Annotated in this window: 18 protein-coding genes and 1 other annotated feature; of the genes, 10 read left to right on the top strand and 8 right to left on the bottom strand. The window is 54.3% G+C overall.

The features are described 5' to 3' along the window. Positions 1–2 precede the first annotated feature (2 nt). From dnaX to N2K86_RS05030, 3 genes are all read right to left on the bottom strand, one after another. Positions 3–1,931, bottom strand: coding sequence for a DNA polymerase III subunit gamma/tau (gene dnaX, locus N2K86_RS05040; RefSeq protein WP_260660682.1), 1,929 nt, complete (start codon positions 1,929–1,931; stop codon positions 3–5). After that, positions 609–673, bottom strand: a sequence feature (DnaX frameshifting element). (Overlaps the previous gene by 65 nt.) An 88-nt stretch (positions 1,932–2,019) precedes the next feature. Then, complete coding sequence (gene apt, locus N2K86_RS05035) at positions 2,020–2,571, bottom strand: adenine phosphoribosyltransferase (RefSeq protein ID WP_000127359.1); 552 nt, start codon at positions 2,569–2,571, stop codon at positions 2,020–2,022. A gap of 151 nt (positions 2,572–2,722) precedes the next feature. Beyond that, positions 2,723–3,100, bottom strand: a complete 378-nt coding sequence (locus tag N2K86_RS05030; RefSeq protein WP_010428184.1) for a DUF454 family protein — start codon at positions 3,098–3,100, stop codon at positions 2,723–2,725. Between the two features lie 50 nt (positions 3,101–3,150). On the opposite strand from N2K86_RS05030, the gene priC reads away from it, so the two are divergent. Then, positions 3,151–3,678 (top strand): primosomal replication protein N'', encoded by a 528-nt coding sequence (gene priC / locus N2K86_RS05025; RefSeq protein WP_260660681.1) that lies wholly within the window; start codon positions 3,151–3,153, stop codon positions 3,676–3,678. A 14-nt stretch (positions 3,679–3,692) separates the two neighbouring features. Further along, entirely contained in the window at positions 3,693–3,866 is a 174-nt protein-coding gene (gene rsmS / locus N2K86_RS05020) for a pleiotropic regulatory protein RsmS (RefSeq protein WP_260660680.1), read from the top strand. Between the two features lie 32 nt (positions 3,867–3,898). Here the strand turns inward: rsmS and mscK are convergent, their stop codons facing one another. Continuing rightward, positions 3,899–7,261 carry a mechanosensitive channel MscK gene (mscK, locus tag N2K86_RS05015; protein ID WP_260660679.1) on the bottom strand — a complete coding sequence of 1,121 codons (3,363 nt, stop codon included), beginning with the start codon at positions 7,259–7,261 and terminating at the stop codon, positions 3,899–3,901. 113 nt (positions 7,262–7,374) lie between these two features. Continuing rightward, complete coding sequence (acrR, locus tag N2K86_RS05010) at positions 7,375–8,028, bottom strand: multidrug efflux transporter transcriptional repressor AcrR (RefSeq protein ID WP_260660678.1); 654 nt, start codon at positions 8,026–8,028, stop codon at positions 7,375–7,377. Positions 8,029–8,169: 141 nt separating this feature from the next. Here acrR and acrA point away from each other — a divergent pair, with 141 nt between their 5' ends. The 6 genes from acrA (at position 8,170) to N2K86_RS04980 (ending at position 15,007) form a co-directional block, all read left to right on the top strand. Next, positions 8,170–9,363, top strand: a complete 1,194-nt coding sequence (gene acrA / locus N2K86_RS05005) for a multidrug efflux RND transporter periplasmic adaptor subunit AcrA (protein WP_260660677.1) — start codon at positions 8,170–8,172, stop codon at positions 9,361–9,363. 22 nt (positions 9,364–9,385) lie between these two features. Then, positions 9,386–12,523 (top strand): multidrug efflux RND transporter permease subunit AcrB, encoded by a 3,138-nt coding sequence (gene acrB / locus N2K86_RS05000; RefSeq protein ID WP_260660676.1) that lies wholly within the window; start codon positions 9,386–9,388, stop codon positions 12,521–12,523. A 516-nt stretch (positions 12,524–13,039) separates the two neighbouring features. After that, the gene (gene tomB, locus N2K86_RS04995) at positions 13,040–13,414 is read left to right on the top strand and encodes an Hha toxicity modulator TomB (RefSeq protein WP_008499288.1); all 375 of its coding nucleotides are present in this window, start codon (positions 13,040–13,042) and stop codon (positions 13,412–13,414) included. Between the two features lie 27 nt (positions 13,415–13,441). Continuing rightward, entirely contained in the window at positions 13,442–13,660 is a 219-nt protein-coding gene (locus N2K86_RS04990) for an HHA domain-containing protein (RefSeq protein ID WP_010428174.1), read from the top strand. A gap of 209 nt (positions 13,661–13,869) precedes the next feature. After that, the gene (maa, locus tag N2K86_RS04985) at positions 13,870–14,421 is read left to right on the top strand and encodes a maltose O-acetyltransferase (protein ID WP_260660675.1); all 552 of its coding nucleotides are present in this window, start codon (positions 13,870–13,872) and stop codon (positions 14,419–14,421) included. Positions 14,422–14,539: 118 nt separating this feature from the next. After that, positions 14,540–15,007: a YlaC family protein gene (locus N2K86_RS04980; RefSeq protein ID WP_042714806.1), complete on the top strand. Its 468-nt coding sequence runs from the start codon at positions 14,540–14,542 to the stop codon at positions 15,005–15,007. On the opposite strand, the gene pdxR is transcribed toward N2K86_RS04980, so the two are convergent. Continuing rightward, positions 14,979–16,439 carry a MocR-like pyridoxine biosynthesis transcription factor PdxR gene (pdxR, locus tag N2K86_RS04975; RefSeq protein WP_260660674.1) on the bottom strand — a complete coding sequence of 487 codons (1,461 nt, stop codon included), beginning with the start codon at positions 16,437–16,439 and terminating at the stop codon, positions 14,979–14,981. The genes N2K86_RS04980 and pdxR overlap by 29 nt on opposite strands. Before the next feature lie 101 nt (positions 16,440–16,540). Between pdxR and N2K86_RS04970 the strand changes: the two genes are divergently transcribed. Then, positions 16,541–17,251: a GNAT family N-acetyltransferase gene (locus N2K86_RS04970; protein ID WP_260660673.1), complete on the top strand. Its 711-nt coding sequence runs from the start codon at positions 16,541–16,543 to the stop codon at positions 17,249–17,251. On the opposite strand, the gene ykgO is transcribed toward N2K86_RS04970, so the two are convergent. Beyond that, positions 17,248–17,388, bottom strand: a complete 141-nt coding sequence (gene ykgO, locus N2K86_RS04965) for a type B 50S ribosomal protein L36 (protein WP_003859006.1) — start codon at positions 17,386–17,388, stop codon at positions 17,248–17,250. The two genes, N2K86_RS04970 and ykgO, sit on opposite strands and share 4 nt — an antisense overlap. A gap of 2 nt (positions 17,389–17,390) precedes the next feature. Further along, positions 17,391–17,651 (bottom strand): type B 50S ribosomal protein L31, encoded by a 261-nt coding sequence (locus N2K86_RS04960; protein ID WP_010428154.1) that lies wholly within the window; start codon positions 17,649–17,651, stop codon positions 17,391–17,393. A gap of 231 nt (positions 17,652–17,882) precedes the next feature. Between N2K86_RS04960 and N2K86_RS04955 the strand changes: the two genes are divergently transcribed. Continuing rightward, complete coding sequence (locus N2K86_RS04955) at positions 17,883–19,448, top strand: EAL domain-containing protein (protein WP_260660672.1); 1,566 nt, start codon at positions 17,883–17,885, stop codon at positions 19,446–19,448. Positions 19,449–19,493 lie beyond the last annotated feature (45 nt).

Below are 19,493 nucleotides of genomic sequence, written 5' to 3'. Positions count from 1 at the left end.
GATCAAATGGGGCGAATACTCTCTTCATCCAGATCGGCGTCGAAGAACCGTCGCAGGGTCTGGATGTTGTTATCCGCAATTATCGCCTCGCGCGCCTGCGCGAGCTTCTCTTCATAAATGGCCTGGCGCCACTCGAGCGGCGTTTTCACTGCCGGATTATCATCTTCAATGATAGTCAATTCAACAGGTGAGCCCTGTAAAGCGGCAAGCGCCTCGGCCAGCGCCTTTTGCGCGCCGGGGGAATTGAGGTGCCGTTGCCCAGGGCGCAGATGCAGACGCACCTGATTGCCGTCCTGCTCTTTCCAGGCATTCAGCGCGACCTGCTCGACCAGCTTCGGCAGCTGGAGTTTGCTGACCTCGGCGGCCCAGGCGTCGCGCGCAATGGACTCTTCGGCAAGCTTCGCGGAAAGCTCCGGCGTTTTCTCATGCTCCAGCGCCTTTTTCAGCGCTTTCGGCGTGGCAACCTCTTCCTTCACCGTTTCAACAACGGTGGTCGCCTTCCAGCGGTAAGCCTCTTCTTTCACCGGGGCTTTTTGCTCGAGCGCGGACGGTGCCGGGCGCGACTGTACGCGCTCCGTTACCGAGGCCAGACGTTCAAGCGCGGCGTTGTTCACCGGCCGCGCTCTTCCTGGCGCTGCCGGTTCACTCTTTTTTGGTTTGGTTACTCCCTGCGCACGCTGCAGCTGGCTGCGCGCGGCAAGCACCGAACTGGTGGCATCCGACAGCGGCACGTTTTGCTGTGGCGGCGGTGTCGGCTGCGGTGGCACCTGCTGCGGGGACATCACCGCCGTAGGGACGACCGGCGCGAAAGACTGGCGCGGCACTTCAGGCTCCGGCAATGGCATGCGCGGGTGGAACGCCAGCGCGCGCAGCAGCGTCATTTCAACGCCCATGCGCGGATCCGGCGCGAACGGTAACTCTTTGCGGCCAATCAGCAGCGTCTGGTAATACAGCTGCACGTCGGCAGGCGGCACGGTGCGGGCAAGCTCACGCATCCGCTGTTCAATGGCGGCCATATCCGCACCGATGGCGGACGGAGAAAGCTGCAGCATCGCCACGCGGTGCAGCAGGCTAAGCATTTCAACAAGCAGACCTTCCCACTCCACGCCTCGGGCGGCAGCCGCGTTTACCAGCGACATCACGCGTTCGCCGTTGGCGGCAATCATCGCTTCGATAAGCGACAGCGCCTGATCGTCATCCAGCGTGCCGAGCATGGTGCTAACCGCCTCGGTGGAGAGCTTGCCGTCACCGCTGGCAATCGCCTGGTCGGTAAGGCTTAACGCATCACGCAGGCTGCCGTCCGCCGCGCGGGCCAGCAATTGCAGAGCGCGCGGTTCGTGAACGATCTTCTCTTCATCAAGGATGTGCTCAAGCTGCGCGCGGATCTGCTCAACGTCCAGCGCCTTCAGGTGGAACTGCAGGCAGCGCGACAGAATGGTGACCGGCAGCTTTTGCGGATCGGTGGTCGCCAGCAGGAACTTGACGTGCGCGGGCGGCTCTTCCAGCGTTTTCAGCAGGGCGTTAAAGCTGTGGCGCGACAGCATGTGCACTTCATCGATCAGGTAAACCTTAAAACGGCCGCGCGCCGGGGCGTACTGCACGTTATCGAGCAGATCGCGAGTGTCTTCCACTTTGGTGCGCGAGGCGGCGTCGATCTCGATCAGATCGACAAAACGCCCCTGCTCGATCTCCCGGCAGTTATCGCACACGCCACATGGCGTAGCGGTGATCCCGGTTTCGCAGTTGAGACCTTTTGCCAGCAAACGGGCAATAGAGGTCTTACCGACGCCGCGGGTGCCGGAGAAAAGATAGGCGTGATGAATACGACCTAGCGACAAGCCGTTCGCCAGGGCCGTCAGCACATGTTCCTGACCGACAACGTCAGCAAAGGTTTGTGGTCGCCATTTACGGGCTAACACCTGATAACTCATGGGCAGGCTCTGCAACGCTGGAAGGTGAATTTATGGAGGGGAATGCTATCACAACCTCACCCATTGAGCGAGGTTGTGAAGACCGGGATTAATGACCCGGGAAAGGTACCAGGCTGTAGCTGGTGATGCCCTGTTTTTCCAGGCGCTGTTCGCCGCCCAGATCAAACAGGTTGATGATGAATGCCGCGTCGGTCACTTCCCCACCCAGACGGCGGATCAGCTTCACGGTCGCTTCGATAGTGCCGCCGGTTGCCAGCAGATCGTCGACTACCAGCACTTTATCGCCAGGCTTGATCGCGTCAACGTGGATCTCCAGCTGATCGGTGCCGTACTCCAGCTCATAGCTTTCTGCGATGGTTTCACGCGGCAGCTTGCGCGGCTTACGCACCGGCACAAAACCCACGCCCATCGCCAGCGCAACCGGTGCGCCAAACAGGAAGCCGCGAGCTTCGGTACCTACTACTTTGGTGATCCCGGCGTTTTTATAACGCTCCACCAGCAGTTCAATGCTGAGCGCGTACGCTTTCGGGTCTTCCAGCAAGCTGGTGACATCACGGAAAAGAATGCCAGGCTTGGGATAGTCCTGGATGCTTTTGATGCTGTTTTTCAGATATTCAAGCTGCTGTGCAGTTGCGGTCATCGGTTTGTGCCTAAGTGAAACAGTGTTACTCACGGCGCGCAACGAGTCGGCAAAGGTAACAATTGTTTAACCTTTAACCAGGCGCGCCTGTGCTCGAAAACGGTCGAATTTACTGGCTGTACGCAATAATTGCAACAGCCATGATGAGGCTTCAGTGCTTTTGTTGCTTTTCATCAACCACGGGGATCCGCCACATAAAGATAAGCAGACAGGTCAGGATCGCCAGCAGCAGAATGCGTACCCACATCATTTTCACCAGCCATAATGAAATGGCGAAGGTGATGAGGATCACCGCGATCGCGCGCGGCTTCGCGCCGGGCGGCATGGCCCGGTGTTTTTGCCAGTAACGCAGATAGCCGCCAAACCATGAGCGGTAGAGCAGCCAGTGGTGAAAGCGCGGCGACGAGCGGGCGAAGCACCAGGCCGCCAGCAGAATAAACGGCGTGGTCGGCAGCAGGGGTAAAACAACGCCCAGCGTGCCCAGCACTACCGCGAGCCAGCCAATGATGATTAAAATAGTACGCTGCATAATGCGAATCGTTATCAAACTGAACGGCTACTTTACCACTGGAGAGCGTTTTGAAAACAGCCTTGCTTCTTGAGACGCTACAAAATCAACTGATCGCCTTGCGCGCGCAGGCCACGCCGCTGATGGGACACGCCACGCTGAAGCCGCGTTTTGATCGGCAACTTTTTCGTACCCGTAGCACGTTAATTCAGGACTATCTTGCTGAGGCGCAAACAAATCTTGATGAGTTGCGCCATGCGGTAGAGAACGAACAGCAGGAACAGGTGGCCTGGCTGGCGGAACATCTCACCGAGCAGATTACGGCTTTACATCGCGAAATCGCCGCCTGGCCGCTGCGCGCTTGGGACAGCGCGTCACCGGGACTCGGCAAATGGCAGCGCAAACGGCTGGAGAACCAGGAGTTTGAACGCCGACTGTTTGAGATGAAACGCGAGCGCGAATCCCGACTGAACAACAGCGAAACGCTGGAAGAGCAGCAGTTATTGATGCGCGAAATTAACGCCCTCGAAGGCCGTATTGCCCGCTGCCGACAGGCGCTGGATGAGATCGAGCGCGTCATTGAACGTTTGACCCGTTAACAGGAGCCACAAAGATGTCACTGGAAAAAGCACCCGACGAGGTCAAGCTGGCCGTCGATTTGATTATGCTGCTGGAGACTCATGAGATCCCCACCGAGACGGTGCTGAAGGCGCTGGAGATTGTGCGGCGGGATTTTGAGGGAAAATTACCCCCTCACCCTGCCCTCTCCCCAGAGGGGAGAGGGTAAAAACAGACCGCACCAGACTGTCCCCTCTCCCTTCAGGGGAGAGGGTTAGGGTGAGGGGTGGGGTCATCACCCTTAATCTCGCGCTTCACTTCCGTATGCTCTTCACCTTTTTCGTTACGCAGGTGAACCTCAAGCTGGTTGAAGGCGATGTTAATGTTATTTTCACGGCACAGGCGGTCGATCGCGCGGTTCAGTTCGTCGACGGTGTAGCTGCGATCGCGCAGTTCACGCACATACAGGCGCAGCTCGTGATCCAGCGTGCTCGGCCCGAAGGTGGTGAAGAAAACGTCCGGCGCGGGCTCGTGCATCACCTTTGGATGTGATTTAGCGGCTTTTAACAATACCTCTTTCACTTTATCCAGGTCGGAACCGTAGGCCACACCGAGGCGGATCACCACGCGCGTGGTGGTATCAGAGAGCGACCAGTTGATCAGGCGCTCGGTCACGAACGCTTTGTTCGGGATGATCACCTCTTTACGGTCAAAGTCGGTAATGGTGGTCGCACGAATACGGATCTTGCTGACGGTGCCGGAGAAGGTGCCGATGGTGACGGTATCGCCGATACGCACCGGACGTTCGAACAGAATGATCAGGCCGGAGACGAAGTTCCCGAAGATCTCCTGCAGGCCAAAACCAAGACCGACCGAGAGCGCTGCCGCCAGCCACTGCAGTTTGTCCCATGAAACCCCAAGCGAACCAAAGACCGTCATCGCACCCGCGATAATGATCACGTAGTTCAGGATAGTGGTGATGGCATACGACGCCCCCTGACGAAGATTCAGGCGGGACAGAACCAGCACTTCCAGCAGGCCCGGCAGGTTGCGGATCAGCGCCCAGGCGACCACCAGCGACACCAGGGCAAAGAGCAGGCTGCCCATGGTCACACTTTTCATCACCGTCACACCTGCCTCGGTGCCGCTGTACTGCCAGAGCTTAACGCTGTCGAGGTACGCAAAAACGGTGATCAAATCAGACCAGATGGCCCAGAACATCACCCCAAACAGCGCCACCATCACCAGCATCGTGATACGCATGGTTTGCTGGTTGACCTGCTCCAGCGCAATGGTCGGCTCTTCCTGCGGCTCCGCGCCTTCTGCACCCTCTTTCACCTGATGCTGACGGCGCGCAATCGCACGGCGATAGGCGATACGCCGCGCCGCCACGCTCAACCCGCGCAGCACGGTCTGGAACAGCAGATTCCAGACAATCACCAGATAAACCGTTTCGATCCAGCGGCCTGACAGGCGCAGCGTGGTATAGAAGTAGCCCGTTGCCGTCAGCACCATCAGCGCCAGCGGAATGAGCGCCAGCACCGTTACGGTCGCCAGACGAAGGTTGTGGGACTCTTTATCGCGCCAGCTGTCGCGGCACATCGGCCACATCAGAACGGCAATCAGCAGCAGGTTCAGCAGAATAACCAACTGCCCCAGCACGTCGTCCATCAAATGCAGCGGTGAGAGTTCAGACACGACAGACCAGAAGTGCAGCGGCAGCAGCGCGAGGCTGATCCGCACAATCTGGCGGCGCCAGTGGCTGGTAAGTTTTTCAGGCATGTTGAAGTGGCGTACCGCCACCCCGTCTTTTTCCAGCACTTTCCAGCAGAGACCAAACACCAGCCAGAACAGCGCCAGTTTTTTGCTGAACGCCCAGAGCAGATCGCTGATGTTGAGCTGCATCGTGAGCAGAATCAGCCCGGCGGCAAGAATCAGCAGACAGACCGGCAGCGCGCGGATCAAGTCAATCAGGATCGCTTTCGGCGTGTGTAGCTGGCTGTCGTTACGCAGTTGCCCCACTTCCGACGCCAGCCTGGCCTGATACTGTTTCAGCCATTTCAAGCGCCAACGGATCAGGCCCGCAATCAGCAACAGCGGCAAGCCCGCAAGGAAGGCAATCATCACCGCAGGCCAGGCTTTTTCCCAGTTAACGGTGATTTTCATGCTCTTGATTTGCGATTTCAGCGTCTCCGGGAAGGATTTAACCCAGTCCCAGTCCATCGGCTTGTTGCTGTTCACCCAGAAAATCTGCTGGGTCAAAATCTCCTTCAGGTTTTTCGATACGCTCACCAGCTGCTGCTGGTTGATCTGCAGATTAATGGCCATCATCAGCTGGTTGCCCAACTGCTTGTTGAGCTGGTCGAGGAGCTCGCGGCGCATATCGACGACCTGCAACAGCGCGTCGTGAACCTCCGGGTTCACCTCGCTGGAATGGCCCTCTTCCACTTTGGCGACAAACGTATCGCTCTGGAAAAGCGCATCGCGCTGCTGGTTGACGTCAAACTGTTCCAGACGTAAATCCGCGATGCGGTTGGTCATGTCCTCCAGCTCGTCGGCGGACGGCAGCGTCTGCTGTTGCTGGTACAAAATTCGCGACAGCAGAAGGCTCCCTTTCAGAACCGCAATCTGCTCTTTAATGTTACGTTCCGCCTGCAGCGCGCGATCCAGCCAGTTTTTGACTTTAATATTCTGCTGTACCAGCGAGTTACCGCTTTCGGTGGCCTGAATCAGACGCTCACTTAACTGATGGTTGAGCTCAAGCTCCTGCTTCACCAGCGGGTTGGCCTGAATGCGGGCGGTCTCGTCTGGCGATACGGCTTCCTGAGCGGTTTTTTCCGTCAGCGTCAGGCGTTTGCTGTTTACCGCCTCCTGCAACAGCTGGAGCTGGTGCTCAAGACGATTAATGTTGGCGGTGACGTAATCACGCTGTTTTTGCAGCGTATCCTGCAGTACCGTATTGCCTTCAAGGCTCTTACGCTGCTGTTCAATTTCCGCATTAAGCAACGACTGCTGAATCAACAATAGCGTTTGCTGCGTAGCACGTAACGCGCCATCTCCCACATCCGTCCCATTCAGGCGGTTGCGGATCTGCTGAAGCTGCTGAGACGCGGTGTACATTGCGTTTTGCACGCGCTCAGGCTGCGTTTGCAGCGAGACAAGCTGGCTGTTATAGGTGGCGAGATCGGACTGCGCGGTCTGGAGATCGTCCAGCAACTGCGCCACACGCGACTCCAGCTGACGCAGCGACAGCGTGGCGAGCGTTTTGCGGGTTTCGTCATCGTTATCGACGTCGCTCAGCGCACTCAGCGCCTCTGTCGCCTTGCGCATGTTGTCCGGGGCCTGCGCGACCTTCTGGCGAAGCTGAGCCGTTTCTGCTTTTACGCGTTCAATTTTATCCAGCGTTTCCAGCGTTTCCGTCAGATCCTGTTGAACGAGTTTCTCCTGAGGCGACAGCTCTTTTTGTTTATTCAGCGTATCCAGCTGCGCCTGAACATCGGCACGCGAAGGGATATCACTGGCATTATCTGCGCGAGCAAACGAAAGCGGCGCGGAAGCCAGGAAAAAAACCATAGCGAAAAATAGTGCAAGAACAGGATGTTGCGAGCGTTTGGTGAGCAGCATAGTCGTGAGTATGATGTGAGAAATGACCGAAAATAGTCCGGCGTGAAGAATATCACGCCCGCTGAAAGCAGAATAGCAAGAACATGAACCTCCAGGATAAATCCTGGTGACGGTCAGGCTGGAACGGAGGGGGTTTCGTCACGCAGCGTCGGGCAAAATTGCAACATCTCCAGCAAGATGGCGACGTAGCTACGCGCTTCGTTTTTAAGATCAAAAGATTGTGGCGCAAAAAGCCAGTTCTCCATCAGCCCGGAGACATAGCTACGTAACAGGATGGCAGCGCGTCGCGTCAGCAGGTTGGCCGGTAACGTTTTTGCCTGAATACATTGCGTTAACGTCTGTTCGATACGGTCATAGCTCTCCAGACACAGGCTACGCTGCGCCTGCTGGACGACCGCCATTTCGCCCACGAACTCGCATTTATGAAAAATAATTTCCATCATTAGCCTGCGACGTTCTTCAACTACCGTTGCTTCAAGGATATATACTAGAATTTCTCTTAATACAGAGAGTGGATCGTCGGGGAATTTTGCCCGATACTCAGTCTCTAGATCGCTAATGTTGGATTCTGAAAGCTCCCAGATTTCACCAAACAGATCTGACTTGTCTTTAAAATGCCAGTAAATCGCTCCCCGCGTGACGCCCGCGGCCTGAGCAATCTGCGCCAGCGAGGTTGATGACACACCCTGCTGAGAGAACAAACGAATCGCCACATCCAGAATGTGTTGTCGGGTTTCCAGCGCTTGTTGTTTGGTTTTTCGTGCCATATGTCAGTGAATTTACAGGAGTCAGATTTACATACATTTATGAATGTATGTACCATAGCATGACGATAATATAAACGCAGCAATGGGTTTTTAGACTCAGGACCCTTGATCAATTTGAAATCGGACACTCGAGGTTTACATATGAACAAAAACAGAGGGTTAACGCCTCTGGCGGTCGTTCTGATGCTCTCAGGCAGCTTAGCGCTAACAGGATGTGACGACAAACCGGCTCAACAAGGAGCTCAGCAGGCGCCAGAAGTAGGCGTTGTTACGCTCAAATCTGAACCTCTACAAATCACCACAGAATTACCAGGTCGTACAAGTGCTTACCGCATTGCGGAAGTGCGTCCTCAGGTGAGCGGTATTATCCTGAAACGTAACTTCACGGAAGGCGGTGATGTGAAAGCCGGTGAGTCTCTGTATCAGATTGATCCAGCAACCTATCAGGCGTCTTATGAAAGCGCGAAAGGCGATCTGGCGAAAGCTGAAGCTGCTGCCAAAATCTCCCAGCTCACGCTGAGCCGCTACCAAAAACTGCTCGGCACTAAGTACATCAGCCAACAGGATTACGATACCGCCCTGGCAGATGCCCAGCAGGCTAACGCGGCCGTGGTGGCAGCGAAAGCAGCTGTCGAAACCGCGCGTATTAACCTGGCCTACACCAAAGTGACCTCCCCTATCAGCGGTCGTATTGGTAAATCTTCCGTGACGGAAGGGGCGCTGGTGCAAAACGGGCAGACCAATGCGCTGGCTACCGTGCAGCAGCTTGATCCGATCTACGTTGACGTGACCCAGTCCAGCAACGATTTCCTGCGCCTGAAACAGGAGCTGGCTAACGGCACCCTGAAACAGGAAAACGGCAAAGCCAAAGTGGAGCTGATCACTAACGACGGTATCAAGTTCCCGCAGGAAGGTACCCTGGAATTCTCTGATGTGACGGTCGACCAGACCACCGGTTCCATCACCTTACGTGCGATTTTCCCGAACCCTGACAAAAATCTGCTGCCAGGTATGTTCGTCCGCGCGCGTCTGGAGGAAGGCACGAATCCAACCGCACTTCTTGTTCCACAGCAGGGTGTCACCCGCACGCCGCGCGGCGATGCGAGCGCACTGGTTGTCGGCGCAGATAACAAAGTCGAAACGCGCAATATCACCGCCACTCAGGCGATTGGCGATAAATGGCTGGTGACGGAAGGTCTGAAAGATGGCGATCGCGTGATTGTTACTGGTTTGCAAAAAGTACGTCCTGGCGCAGAGGTAAAAGCACAGGAAGTGAAATCTGACGATAAACAACAAGCTTCGGCCGCTGGCCAGTCAGAACAAACCAAGTCTTAACTTAAACAGGAGCCGTTAAGACATGCCTAATTTCTTTATCGATCGCCCCATATTTGCGTGGGTGATCGCCATAATCATCATGCTAGCTGGGGGACTTGCGATCCTGAAGCTGCCCGTCGCGCAATATCCAACGATTGCGCCACCGGCGGTGACGATCTCCGCAACCTACCCAGGGGCTGATGCAAAAACGGTGCAGGACACCGTGACTCAGGTTATCGAACAGAACATGAACGGTATCGATAACCTGATGTACATGTCCTCTAACAGTGACTCAACCGGTACAGTTCAGATCACCCTGACCTTCCAGTCAGGTACCGATGCTGACATCGCGCAGGTTCAGGTGCAGAACAAACTGCAGCTGGCGATGCCGCTGCTGCCGCAGGAAGTACAACAGCAGGGTGTAAGCGTCGAGAAATCGTCCAGTAGCTTCCTGATGGTTGTCGGCGTTATCAACACCAATGGCACCATGACGCAGGAGGATATTTCCGACTACGTGGGCGCCAACATGAAAGATGCCATCAGCCGTACCTCAGGTGTGGGTGACGTTCAGCTGTTTGGTTCTCAGTACGCGATGCGTATCTGGATGGATCCGAACAAACTGAACAACTTCCAGTTGACGCCGGTTGACGTGATCAGCGCGATCAAAGCGCAGAACGCCCAGGTGGCAGCCGGTCAGCTTGGCGGTACGCCGCCGGTGAAAGGCCAGCAGCTTAACGCCTCGATCATCGCACAGACGCGTCTGACCTCCGCCGATGAGTTCAGCAAAATTCTGCTGAAAGTGAATCCGGACGGTTCTCAGGTTCGACTGCGTGACGTGGCGAAAGTGGAACTGGGCGGTGAAAACTACGACATCATCGCGAAGTTCAACGGCAAGCCGGCTTCCGGTCTGGGTATCAAACTGGCGACAGGCGCTAACGCCCTGGACACCGCTACGGCTATCCGTGCAGAACTGAAGAAGATGGAACCGTTCTTCCCGTCAGGTCTGAAAATCGTTTATCCGTATGACACCACGCCGTTTGTTAAAATCTCGATTCACGAGGTGGTAAAAACCCTGGTTGAGGCGATTATCCTCGTCTTCCTGGTTATGTACCTGTTCCTGCAAAACTTCCGTGCAACGCTGATCCCAACCATCGCCGTGCCGGTCGTACTGCTCGGGACCTTCGCGGTTCTGGCAATATTTGGTTACTCGATAAACACCCTGACGATGTTCGGGATGGTGCTCGCCATCGGCTTGCTGGTGGATGACGCCATCGTGGTGGTAGAGAACGTCGAGCGCGTCATGGCGGAAGAAGGCCTGCCGCCGAAGGAAGCGACCCGTAAATCGATGGGGCAAATCCAGGGCGCCCTGGTCGGTATTGCAATGGTGCTGTCCGCGGTATTTATCCCGATGGCCTTCTTTGGTGGCTCTACCGGTGCGATTTACCGTCAGTTCTCCATCACCATCGTTTCGGCGATGGCGCTGTCGGTGCTGGTAGCACTGATCCTGACGCCAGCCCTGTGTGCCACCATGCTGAAGCCGATTAAGAAAGGCGGTCATGGCGAGCACAAAGGGTTCTTCGGCTGGTTTAACCGCATGTTTGATAAGAGCACGCACCACTACACCGACAGCGTAGGTAACATCCTGCGCAGCACCGGTCGTTATCTGCTGCTCTATATCATCATCGTGGTGGGCATGGCTTTCCTGTTTGTTCGTCTGCCAAGTTCGTTCCTGCCAGACGAAGACCAGGGGGTATTCCTGAGTATGGCTCAGCTTCCTGCTGGTGCGACGCAAGAGCGCACGCAGAAAGTGCTGGATGAAATGACTGACTACTATCTGACGAAAGAGAAAGACAACGTCGAATCCGTGTTTGCGGTTAACGGCTTTGGCTTCGCAGGTCGTGGTCAGAATACCGGTATCGCCTTCGTCTCTCTGAAAGACTGGTCTGAACGTCCGGGCGAAGAGAACAAAGTTGAAGCGATCACTGGCCGTGCAATGGCAACCTTCTCGCAGATTAAAGATGCGATGGTCTTCGCCTTTAACCTGCCAGCGATTGTTGAACTGGGTACTGCGACCGGCTTCGACTTCCAGCTGATTGACCAGGGTGGTCTGGGTCACGAGAAACTGACGCAGGCGCGTAACCAACTGTTTGGCGAAGTGGCTAAACACCCTGACCTGCTGGTCGGCGTGCGTCCAAACGGACTGGAAGATACGCCGCAGTATAAAATCGACATCGACCAGGAAAAAGCACAGGCGCTTGGCGTGTCCATCAGCGACATCAATACCACACTGGGCGCAGCCTGGGGCGGTAGCTACGTCAACGACTTCATCGACCGTGGTCGTGTGAAGAAGGTGTACGTGATGTCCGAAGCGCAATACCGTATGTTGCCGAACGACATCAACAACTGGTACGTTCGCGGCAGCGATGGCCAGATGGTGCCGTTCTCTGCCTTCTCAACGTCACGTTGGGAATACGGTTCACCACGTCTGGAACGCTATAACGGCTTGCCATCAATGGAAATTCTGGGTCAGGCCGCACCAGGTCGAAGCACCGGTGAAGCCATGAGTCTGATGGAAGAGCTGGCCGCTAAACTCCCTGCGGGTATCGGCTACGACTGGACCGGTATGTCCTACCAGGAACGTCTGTCCGGGAACCAGGCCCCTGCCCTGTACGCCATTTCACTGATCGTGGTCTTCCTGTGTCTGGCGGCACTGTATGAGAGCTGGTCGATTCCGTTCTCCGTTATGCTGGTTGTTCCGCTGGGGGTTATCGGTGCGCTACTTGCGGCAACGTTCCGTGGTTTAACCAACGACGTTTATTTCCAGGTGGGCCTGCTGACAACCATTGGCTTGTCGGCGAAGAACGCGATACTTATCGTGGAATTCGCCAAAGATCTGATGGAGAAAGAAGGCAAAGGTCTGATTGAGGCGACGCTCGAAGCCGTTCGTATGCGTCTGCGTCCAATCCTGATGACGTCCCTGGCGTTTATCCTCGGCGTAATGCCGCTGGTTATCAGCTCCGGTGCGGGCTCCGGCGCGCAGAACGCAGTAGGTACCGGCGTAATGGGTGGGATGGTAACCGCGACGGTTCTTGCGATCTTCTTCGTACCGGTGTTTTTCGTGGTGGTTCGCCGCCGCTTCAGCCGTAAGAATGAAGACGTTGAACACCATCATTCGGTATAACCTCACTGATACCGGTTTCATATGATAAAAAGGCCGCATTTGCGGCCTTTTTCATTTCAAAAAAATCATAAATTACGCTTATTGTAGTGCTATTTATTTTCTGTCATCTTAATAAGACATATCATAAATAACTGAAAACTTAATCGGCGAATTCATGATTTTTTTAATTTCATTTCGCCGCCTAAATTATTAGGAATATTCCTAGCATCACTGTGGACAAAGAAAAGTCCGAATCTGGTTTCGTCTGACTGTTTAAGCTAAATCAATGAAACGTAAGGAAGCGATAAAAAGCCAGTGTTAATTCGGATAAAAACGTTCTGGTCAGGCCGTGCAATTGCGTAAACGCTCGCAGTATCAGGTTTTAATTGTAATTTTTCGTAATAGCGCGGTGAAATCTCGATCAGAGTGGCTTATAGTTAGAGTTATCAGGAACACAGCACCCGTGCGGCTAAGTATGTTGTATCCATCCCGACATGATGTTCGGTGAGTAAGAAATCACTCAGAAGGGGATGCGCTATGGACGAGTACTCGCCAAAAAGGCATGATATCGCGCAGTTGAAATTTCTCTGCGAATCCTTGTACCATGACTGCCTTGCCAATCTTGATGAAAGTAACCATGGCTGGGTGAATGACCCAACGTCTGCGATCAATTTACAGTTGAACGAGCTGATAGAGCATATTGCAACCTTCGCACTTAATTATAAAATTAAGTACAATGAAGATAATAAGCTCATTGAGCAAATTGACGAATACCTGGACGACACCTTTATGTTGTTCAGTAGCTACGGCATTAACGCCCAGGATTTGCAAAAATGGCGTAAATCGGGAAATCGGCTATTCCGCTGCTTCGTCAACGTGAGCAGAGCAAACCCGGTTAGTCTTTCCTGTTAAAATTATTACAATTACTAAGGTGAATTTATGTCTGATAAACCATTAACAAAAGTCGATTATTTGATGCGCTTGCGACGTTGTCAGTCAATAGACACACTCGAACGTGTCATCGAAAAAAATAAATACGAGCTGTCTGATAATGAACTGGCTGTATTTTATTCAGCCGCTGACCATCGGCTTGCTGAGCTGACCATGAATAAGCTGTATGACAAAATCCCAACGTCAGTATGGAAATTTGTTCGTTAATCTTTAACGCGTGTCTGTAGAGGTTCTACGTCACGTTCTGATTTGTATACACCTTTCGACTTACGCTCCCTGTGCGAAAGCAGGTCTCCGTGTAAAACGTGCTCATCCGCAACATTGTTGTGACTGTTATCACACAGGTTTTCCGGGAACGTTCCCTTTCTGGCCTATCCCTATTACTCTGCAGTAATGATATCCAGAGAGGTTCTTGTATGAGCACAGAAAAACAGAAGATGATTGCAGGTGAACATTACTGCCCTGGTGATGAGACGTTACGGGCCGATCGACTGCGAGCCCGCCATCTGATTCACCGCTATAACCACACCGCCCCCGACGCGAAAACTGAACGCCAGACTATTCTGGCGGAGCTTTTAGGACAAAGCGCAGGCGCGTATATCGAGCCGAGTTTCCGATGTGACTACGGCTACAACATTTACCTGGGTAAAGAATTTTACGCTAACTTCGATTGCGTGATGCTGGATGTCTGCCCTATTCATATTGGCGACAACTGCATGCTGGCACCGGGTGTGCATATCTACACGGCAACTCATCCGCTGGATCCCGATGAACGCAACAGCGGCGTCGAGTTTGGTAAGCCCGTGACCATTGGTAATAACGTCTGGATTGGCGGACGCGCCGTCATTAATCCTGGCGTCACGCTGGGTGATAATGTGGTGGTGGCTTCCGGCGCGGTTGTGACAAAAGATGTACCGGCCAATGCTGTCGTTGGCGGCAATCCGGCAAAAATCATCAAGATGCTCTAAGGTATCGGGGGAGCCAACTGTTATGGTCTTTTAGCGCCTGACTGTTACTTTTTTCAGCCTGGTTGCTCCCCTAAAATAGGCAGATCCCCTGTATTTTCAACAATCATGAAGGCAGAAAATGACCGAGATACAGCGCCTGCTCACCGCCACCATCGACGATCTTAACCACCGCGAAAAGCGCGACAATCGCCCGCGTTTTAGCATTAGCTTCATCCGCAAGCATCCGGGACTGTTTGTCGCCATGTACGCAGCCTGGCTGGCAACGCTTGTGGTGATGCTGACATCCGAAACCCTGGTGGACTCCGTCTGGCTGCTCGTTGTGCTGTTTGTGGTATTTAACGCGTTTTTCTTTTTCGACGTTAATCCCCGCTACCGCTACGAAGATATCGACGTGCTTGATTTCCGGGTCTGCTATAACGGCGAGTGGTACAACACGCGCTTTGTGCCGACAGAATTAATCGACAGCATTTTACACTCACCCGCGGTGGAGACCGGGCAGAAAGAGAAGCTGCAGAAAATGGTTTCAACCAAAGGGCAGCTCTCTTTTTATGATGTCTTTACGCTTTCTCGTCCTGCTGCTGCGTAATCAGCGTCTGCAAGCGTCGGATACCTGACGCAAACTGAGAAGCAGAGGTATTACCGTACCCCAGCACCAGACCGGTTTGCCCCTGCTTCGGCGTCAGGTAATACCCGCTTAACGCCGCGGGGGCCAGCTGGAATGCCTTCGCCTGCTGAACAATCACCTTGTCATTAATCCCGTCAATTGCCACCGTCAGGTGCATGCCCCCCTCAGCCGCCAGCACACGATGCGCGACATGTAGCTCAGCGTTGAGCACCTCGCGCAGTTGCCGGTAGCGTTTCCGATAGAGCCGACGCATGGCGGCAAGATGGCGCGCGTAATGGCCCTCTTCAATAAACAGCGCCAGCGTACGCTGTTCCGCACGATGCCCCCCACGCAATAACGCACCAATGGCCGGACGCGCCGCGTTTGCCAGCGACGGTGGGATGACCATAAAACCGATTCGGAGCGACGGAAACAGCGTTTTACTGAATGTTCCCAGATAAACCACGGGCGCGTTGTTGACCATTCCCAGCATTGCTGGCACCGGCTCTCCGGAATACCGAAACTCGCTGTCGTAGTCGTCCTCGATAATCCAGGCCTTATGCTGGAGCGCCAGCGCCAGCAATGACAAACGCCGACGCGCGCTCAGCACGCTCCCGTAGGGAAACTGATGTGAAGGCGAAGTAAAGATGAGTGTAGGACGCGCTGCAGGTTGCCCTTCCCAGTCCATTCCCTCGTCGTCCACGGGCAGGCCTATCATCGTCAAGCCCGATTTCGCAAACGCGCTTTTTGCCCCCGCATAGCCGGGATCTTCAATCCACGCGAGATCCCCCGGCTCGCTCAACAACTGCGTGCAGAGATTCACCCCTTCCAGAGCCCCCTCGGTAATAATAATCTGGCTGGCATCGCAATCAATCCCCCGCGACAGGGCAAGATGGCGGGCAATGGCCTCACGTAGTGAGGATTCCCCGGCCGGATCGCCATAGCCAAGTAATGCACTCCCTTCCTCGCGTAAAACGCGATCGTACAAGCGCCGCCAGAGCGGAAGAGGAAAATAATTGATGGCTGGCGTGCCGGGCGTAAAAGCGAGTACCGGCGTCTCCCTCGGCGTCGGTTCTGGCAACTGCGTCACCCGCTTAGCCAGCGTGATGGTCGGCTCGGGAAAATCCTGTCGATTTCCGCGCTGCGCCAGCTGCGCCACGCGTGTACCCTGACGACTGCGCAGCAGATACCCTTCTAGCGAGAGTTGCTCAAGCGCCGCATTGACGGTGTTACGGGACACGGAAAGCTGCTGCGCAATCACCCGGGAGCCCGGTAAGCGGCTTTCAGCCTGCAGCCTTCCCTGCAGGACGGCTTCACGCATGGCAAGATACAGCGTGCGCTGCAAGGTCTCTTCACCGCGCTTTTCCAGCGCAGCAGCGATCAGGGTATAAAATTCATCGCCAGGTATATTCATTTTCTCTCTCCGTGGTACCACCAGAACATACCTCACTGGTACTTTTTAAGGAACCAGCATTTATTTACTCTGAGATCACTTACAGCAGAGCGGAAAATAACATGAGCACATTCAATCAGTTTGGACAACCCATTGGCGATGAACTTATCGACTGGCAACCCCGCCAGGCACCTTCCCGCGTGCATCTTCATGGCTGCTACTGTCGGCTGGAGCCGCTGCGTGTGGAACATGCCGATGCCCTCTTTTCGGCCTATCTTCTGGCAGAAGATACCCGCAGCTGGACGTGGCTGCTGCGTGAACCTGATGCCACCGCAGGCGAATTTGCCGCGTGGGTGGCAAGCGTGTGCGAATTACCGGATCCGATACATTTCACCGTCATTGATAATCAGACTCAGGCACCTGTCGGTACGCTGGCGCTGATGCGTATCGATCCGACAAACGGTGTTATGGAGGTGGGACACGTCCATTTCTCCCCCCTTCTTAGCCGCACGCCGATGTCCACAGAAGCGCAATACCTCCTGATGCAGTATGCGTTCGACGTGCTGGGATACCGCCGCTATGAATGGAAATGTAACAGCCTGAACGAACCTTCCCGCAAGGCGGCGCTCCGTCTGGGATTTCAGTTTGAAGGGCGCTTTCGTCAGGCTCTGGTGACGAAAGGACATAACCGGGATACGGACTGGTTCTCAATCATCGACAGCGAGTGGCCGATTCTTGCGAAAGCGTTTGAAAACTGGCTTGCCACCGACAATTTTACCGCCGATGGCAAACAGATCAGATCCCTGGAAAGTTGGCGTGAAACGCGCGTTTAGCGTCTTTTTTTACGTCCCTGAACGGCTTTAAAGCGCGGGTTAGATTTGCAAATGACGTACAAGCGTCCCTTACGTTTTACGATCTGGCAATCCGGGTGACGCTGTTTCGCACTGCGCAGCGAGTTAAGTACCTGCATGGTTAACCCCGCTTCGCATTAAGAAAGCCGCCAAAACGTTTGCGGAAGCGCGCAGCGCTGCCATCCGTCGAGAACGTTTTCTGCTTACCGGTATAAAACGGGTGTGATTTTGAAGAGACCTCGATGGTGATGTACGGATACGTCTCACCGTCGAGCTCAATTTCACGGTCGGTCTTGATGGTCGATCCGACTTTAAAGTATTCGTTGGCACTGGTGTCGTGAAACACCACGGTGCGATAGGCTGGATGGATATCAGGTTTCATTATAGGCTCTTCATGTTTTGTTATAACATAACAAAATGATATCCAGGCTCAGTTGAAAAAACAACCCCTGAAAATTCCCCCCCTTCCTCGCAAAACGTCCTTAAAGGTTTGCGACAAAATGAAAATCATGACACCTGCGTGCTATAACTATATCATTTCACGGTAAAATTTTTCGCCTCCGACAAGCGACTCAGTGCCCGGAAATGGGCATATGAGAAAGGAAACAGCAGCATGAAAACCCGACATCTGGTCAGCCTGGTCACAGGCATACTGATCTTTTCTGTGCTGGTACCGATTTGCCTTAGTATCTGGCTGGCGCATCGCCAGGCGGAGGATAAATTTGAAGATGTGCTTAATAGTTACGCATCCCGCGTGCTGCTTCGTACAGACAGGGTAGTTAATCAGGCAAAAGAAGCGCTGACCCGGCTTCAGGCCTTTGAGGGGCCTCCCTGTAGTTATCTGCATTTACGGGAAATGCGTCGGGTTGCTTTCTCATGGCGTTATGTTCAGGAAGTGATCTACATCGACAACCTGAAGCCCCTCTGCTCCTCCCTGGAGCAGGACAGCGACGCAGCCGCTTTCCCGCCCCCGATGCGTATTACTGCAGATGGTTACAGTGCCTGGCTGACCACGCAAAACGATCTTGGTTTTAACCGCTATATGGCCGTACTGGGCAAAGGCCATTACCTTGTGCTGGTCGATCCTGCCTCGTTGGTGGATGTGATCCCTTTCGGTGAGATCGCAATTGATGCCGCGCTGGTAGGCAGCTCAACACACCTCGTTTTTGCCAGCAGCAACACGCTTGCTCCTCATATTCGCAACATGACTGTCGATCGGGAAATGACCCGCGTTCAGTACAACGGCTCAATGTATATTATTAAGCCTGTTCCTGAGCTGGGGTTTAATATCGTCGCCTGGGCGGCGTTAAAACCGCTGGCTGAAACCTGGCATCGGCAACTTCTTTTTTGGCTGCCGTTTGGCATGTTGATAAGCCTGCTTGCCGCACTTTTCGTTCTGCGCATCCTGCGACGTATACAGTCCCCACGCTACAGGCTGCTTGATGCGATTAATAACCGCGAATTTGTGGTTAACTACCAGCCCATTGTGGCGCTCTGCAGTGGGAAAATTGTCGGTGCTGAGGCGCTTGCCCGCTGGCCTCAGCCTGACGGGAGCCATCTCTCACCGGATATTTTCGTTCCGCTCGCGGAACAGACGGGCCTTATTACGCAACTGACGCAGCTCGTCATCGAAAAAGTGTTTGAGGATATGGGTCACTGGCTACATCTGCATGGCGATCAGCATATTTCCATTAACCTTGCGCCTGCCGATTTACTCTCCGGCAAATTGCCGCCTCTGCTGAGCCAGTTGCTCAATAAGTGGAAAGTCCATCCCGGACAGATCGCCCTTGAGTTAACCGAGCGTGGCTTTGCCGATCCGAAAATCAGCGCACCGGCCATCGCGGCATTCCGCCGTTCAGGTCATGCCATCTATATTGATGATTTTGGTACCGGTTATTCCAGCCTCAGCTACCTTCAGGATCTGGACGTCGACACGTTAAAAATTGATAAGTCGTTTGTGGGCGCGCTGGAGTATAAAAACGTCACCCCGCACATTATTGAAATGGCGAAATCGCTGAATCTGGCCATGGTGGCAGAGGGTATAGAGACCGACGGGCAGCTCCGCTGGCTGCACCTTCACGGGGTGCAGTATGGTCAGGGGTGGTACTACAGTAAGGCGCTGCCCAAGGCGGAATTTATACTTTGGGCAGAAGATAACCTCGGGATACATTCTGCTTAAGGGAAGAGTCGATCACCTGCATCATAGCGACGCGGCCACCCGCGG

Source organism: Enterobacter mori, from assembly GCF_025244905.1.
Lineage (GTDB): Bacteria > Pseudomonadota > Gammaproteobacteria > Enterobacterales > Enterobacteriaceae > Enterobacter > Enterobacter mori_A.
The sequence above is the reverse complement of the archived record's forward strand: the minus strand, read 5'-3'. Positions and strand labels throughout refer to the sequence as shown.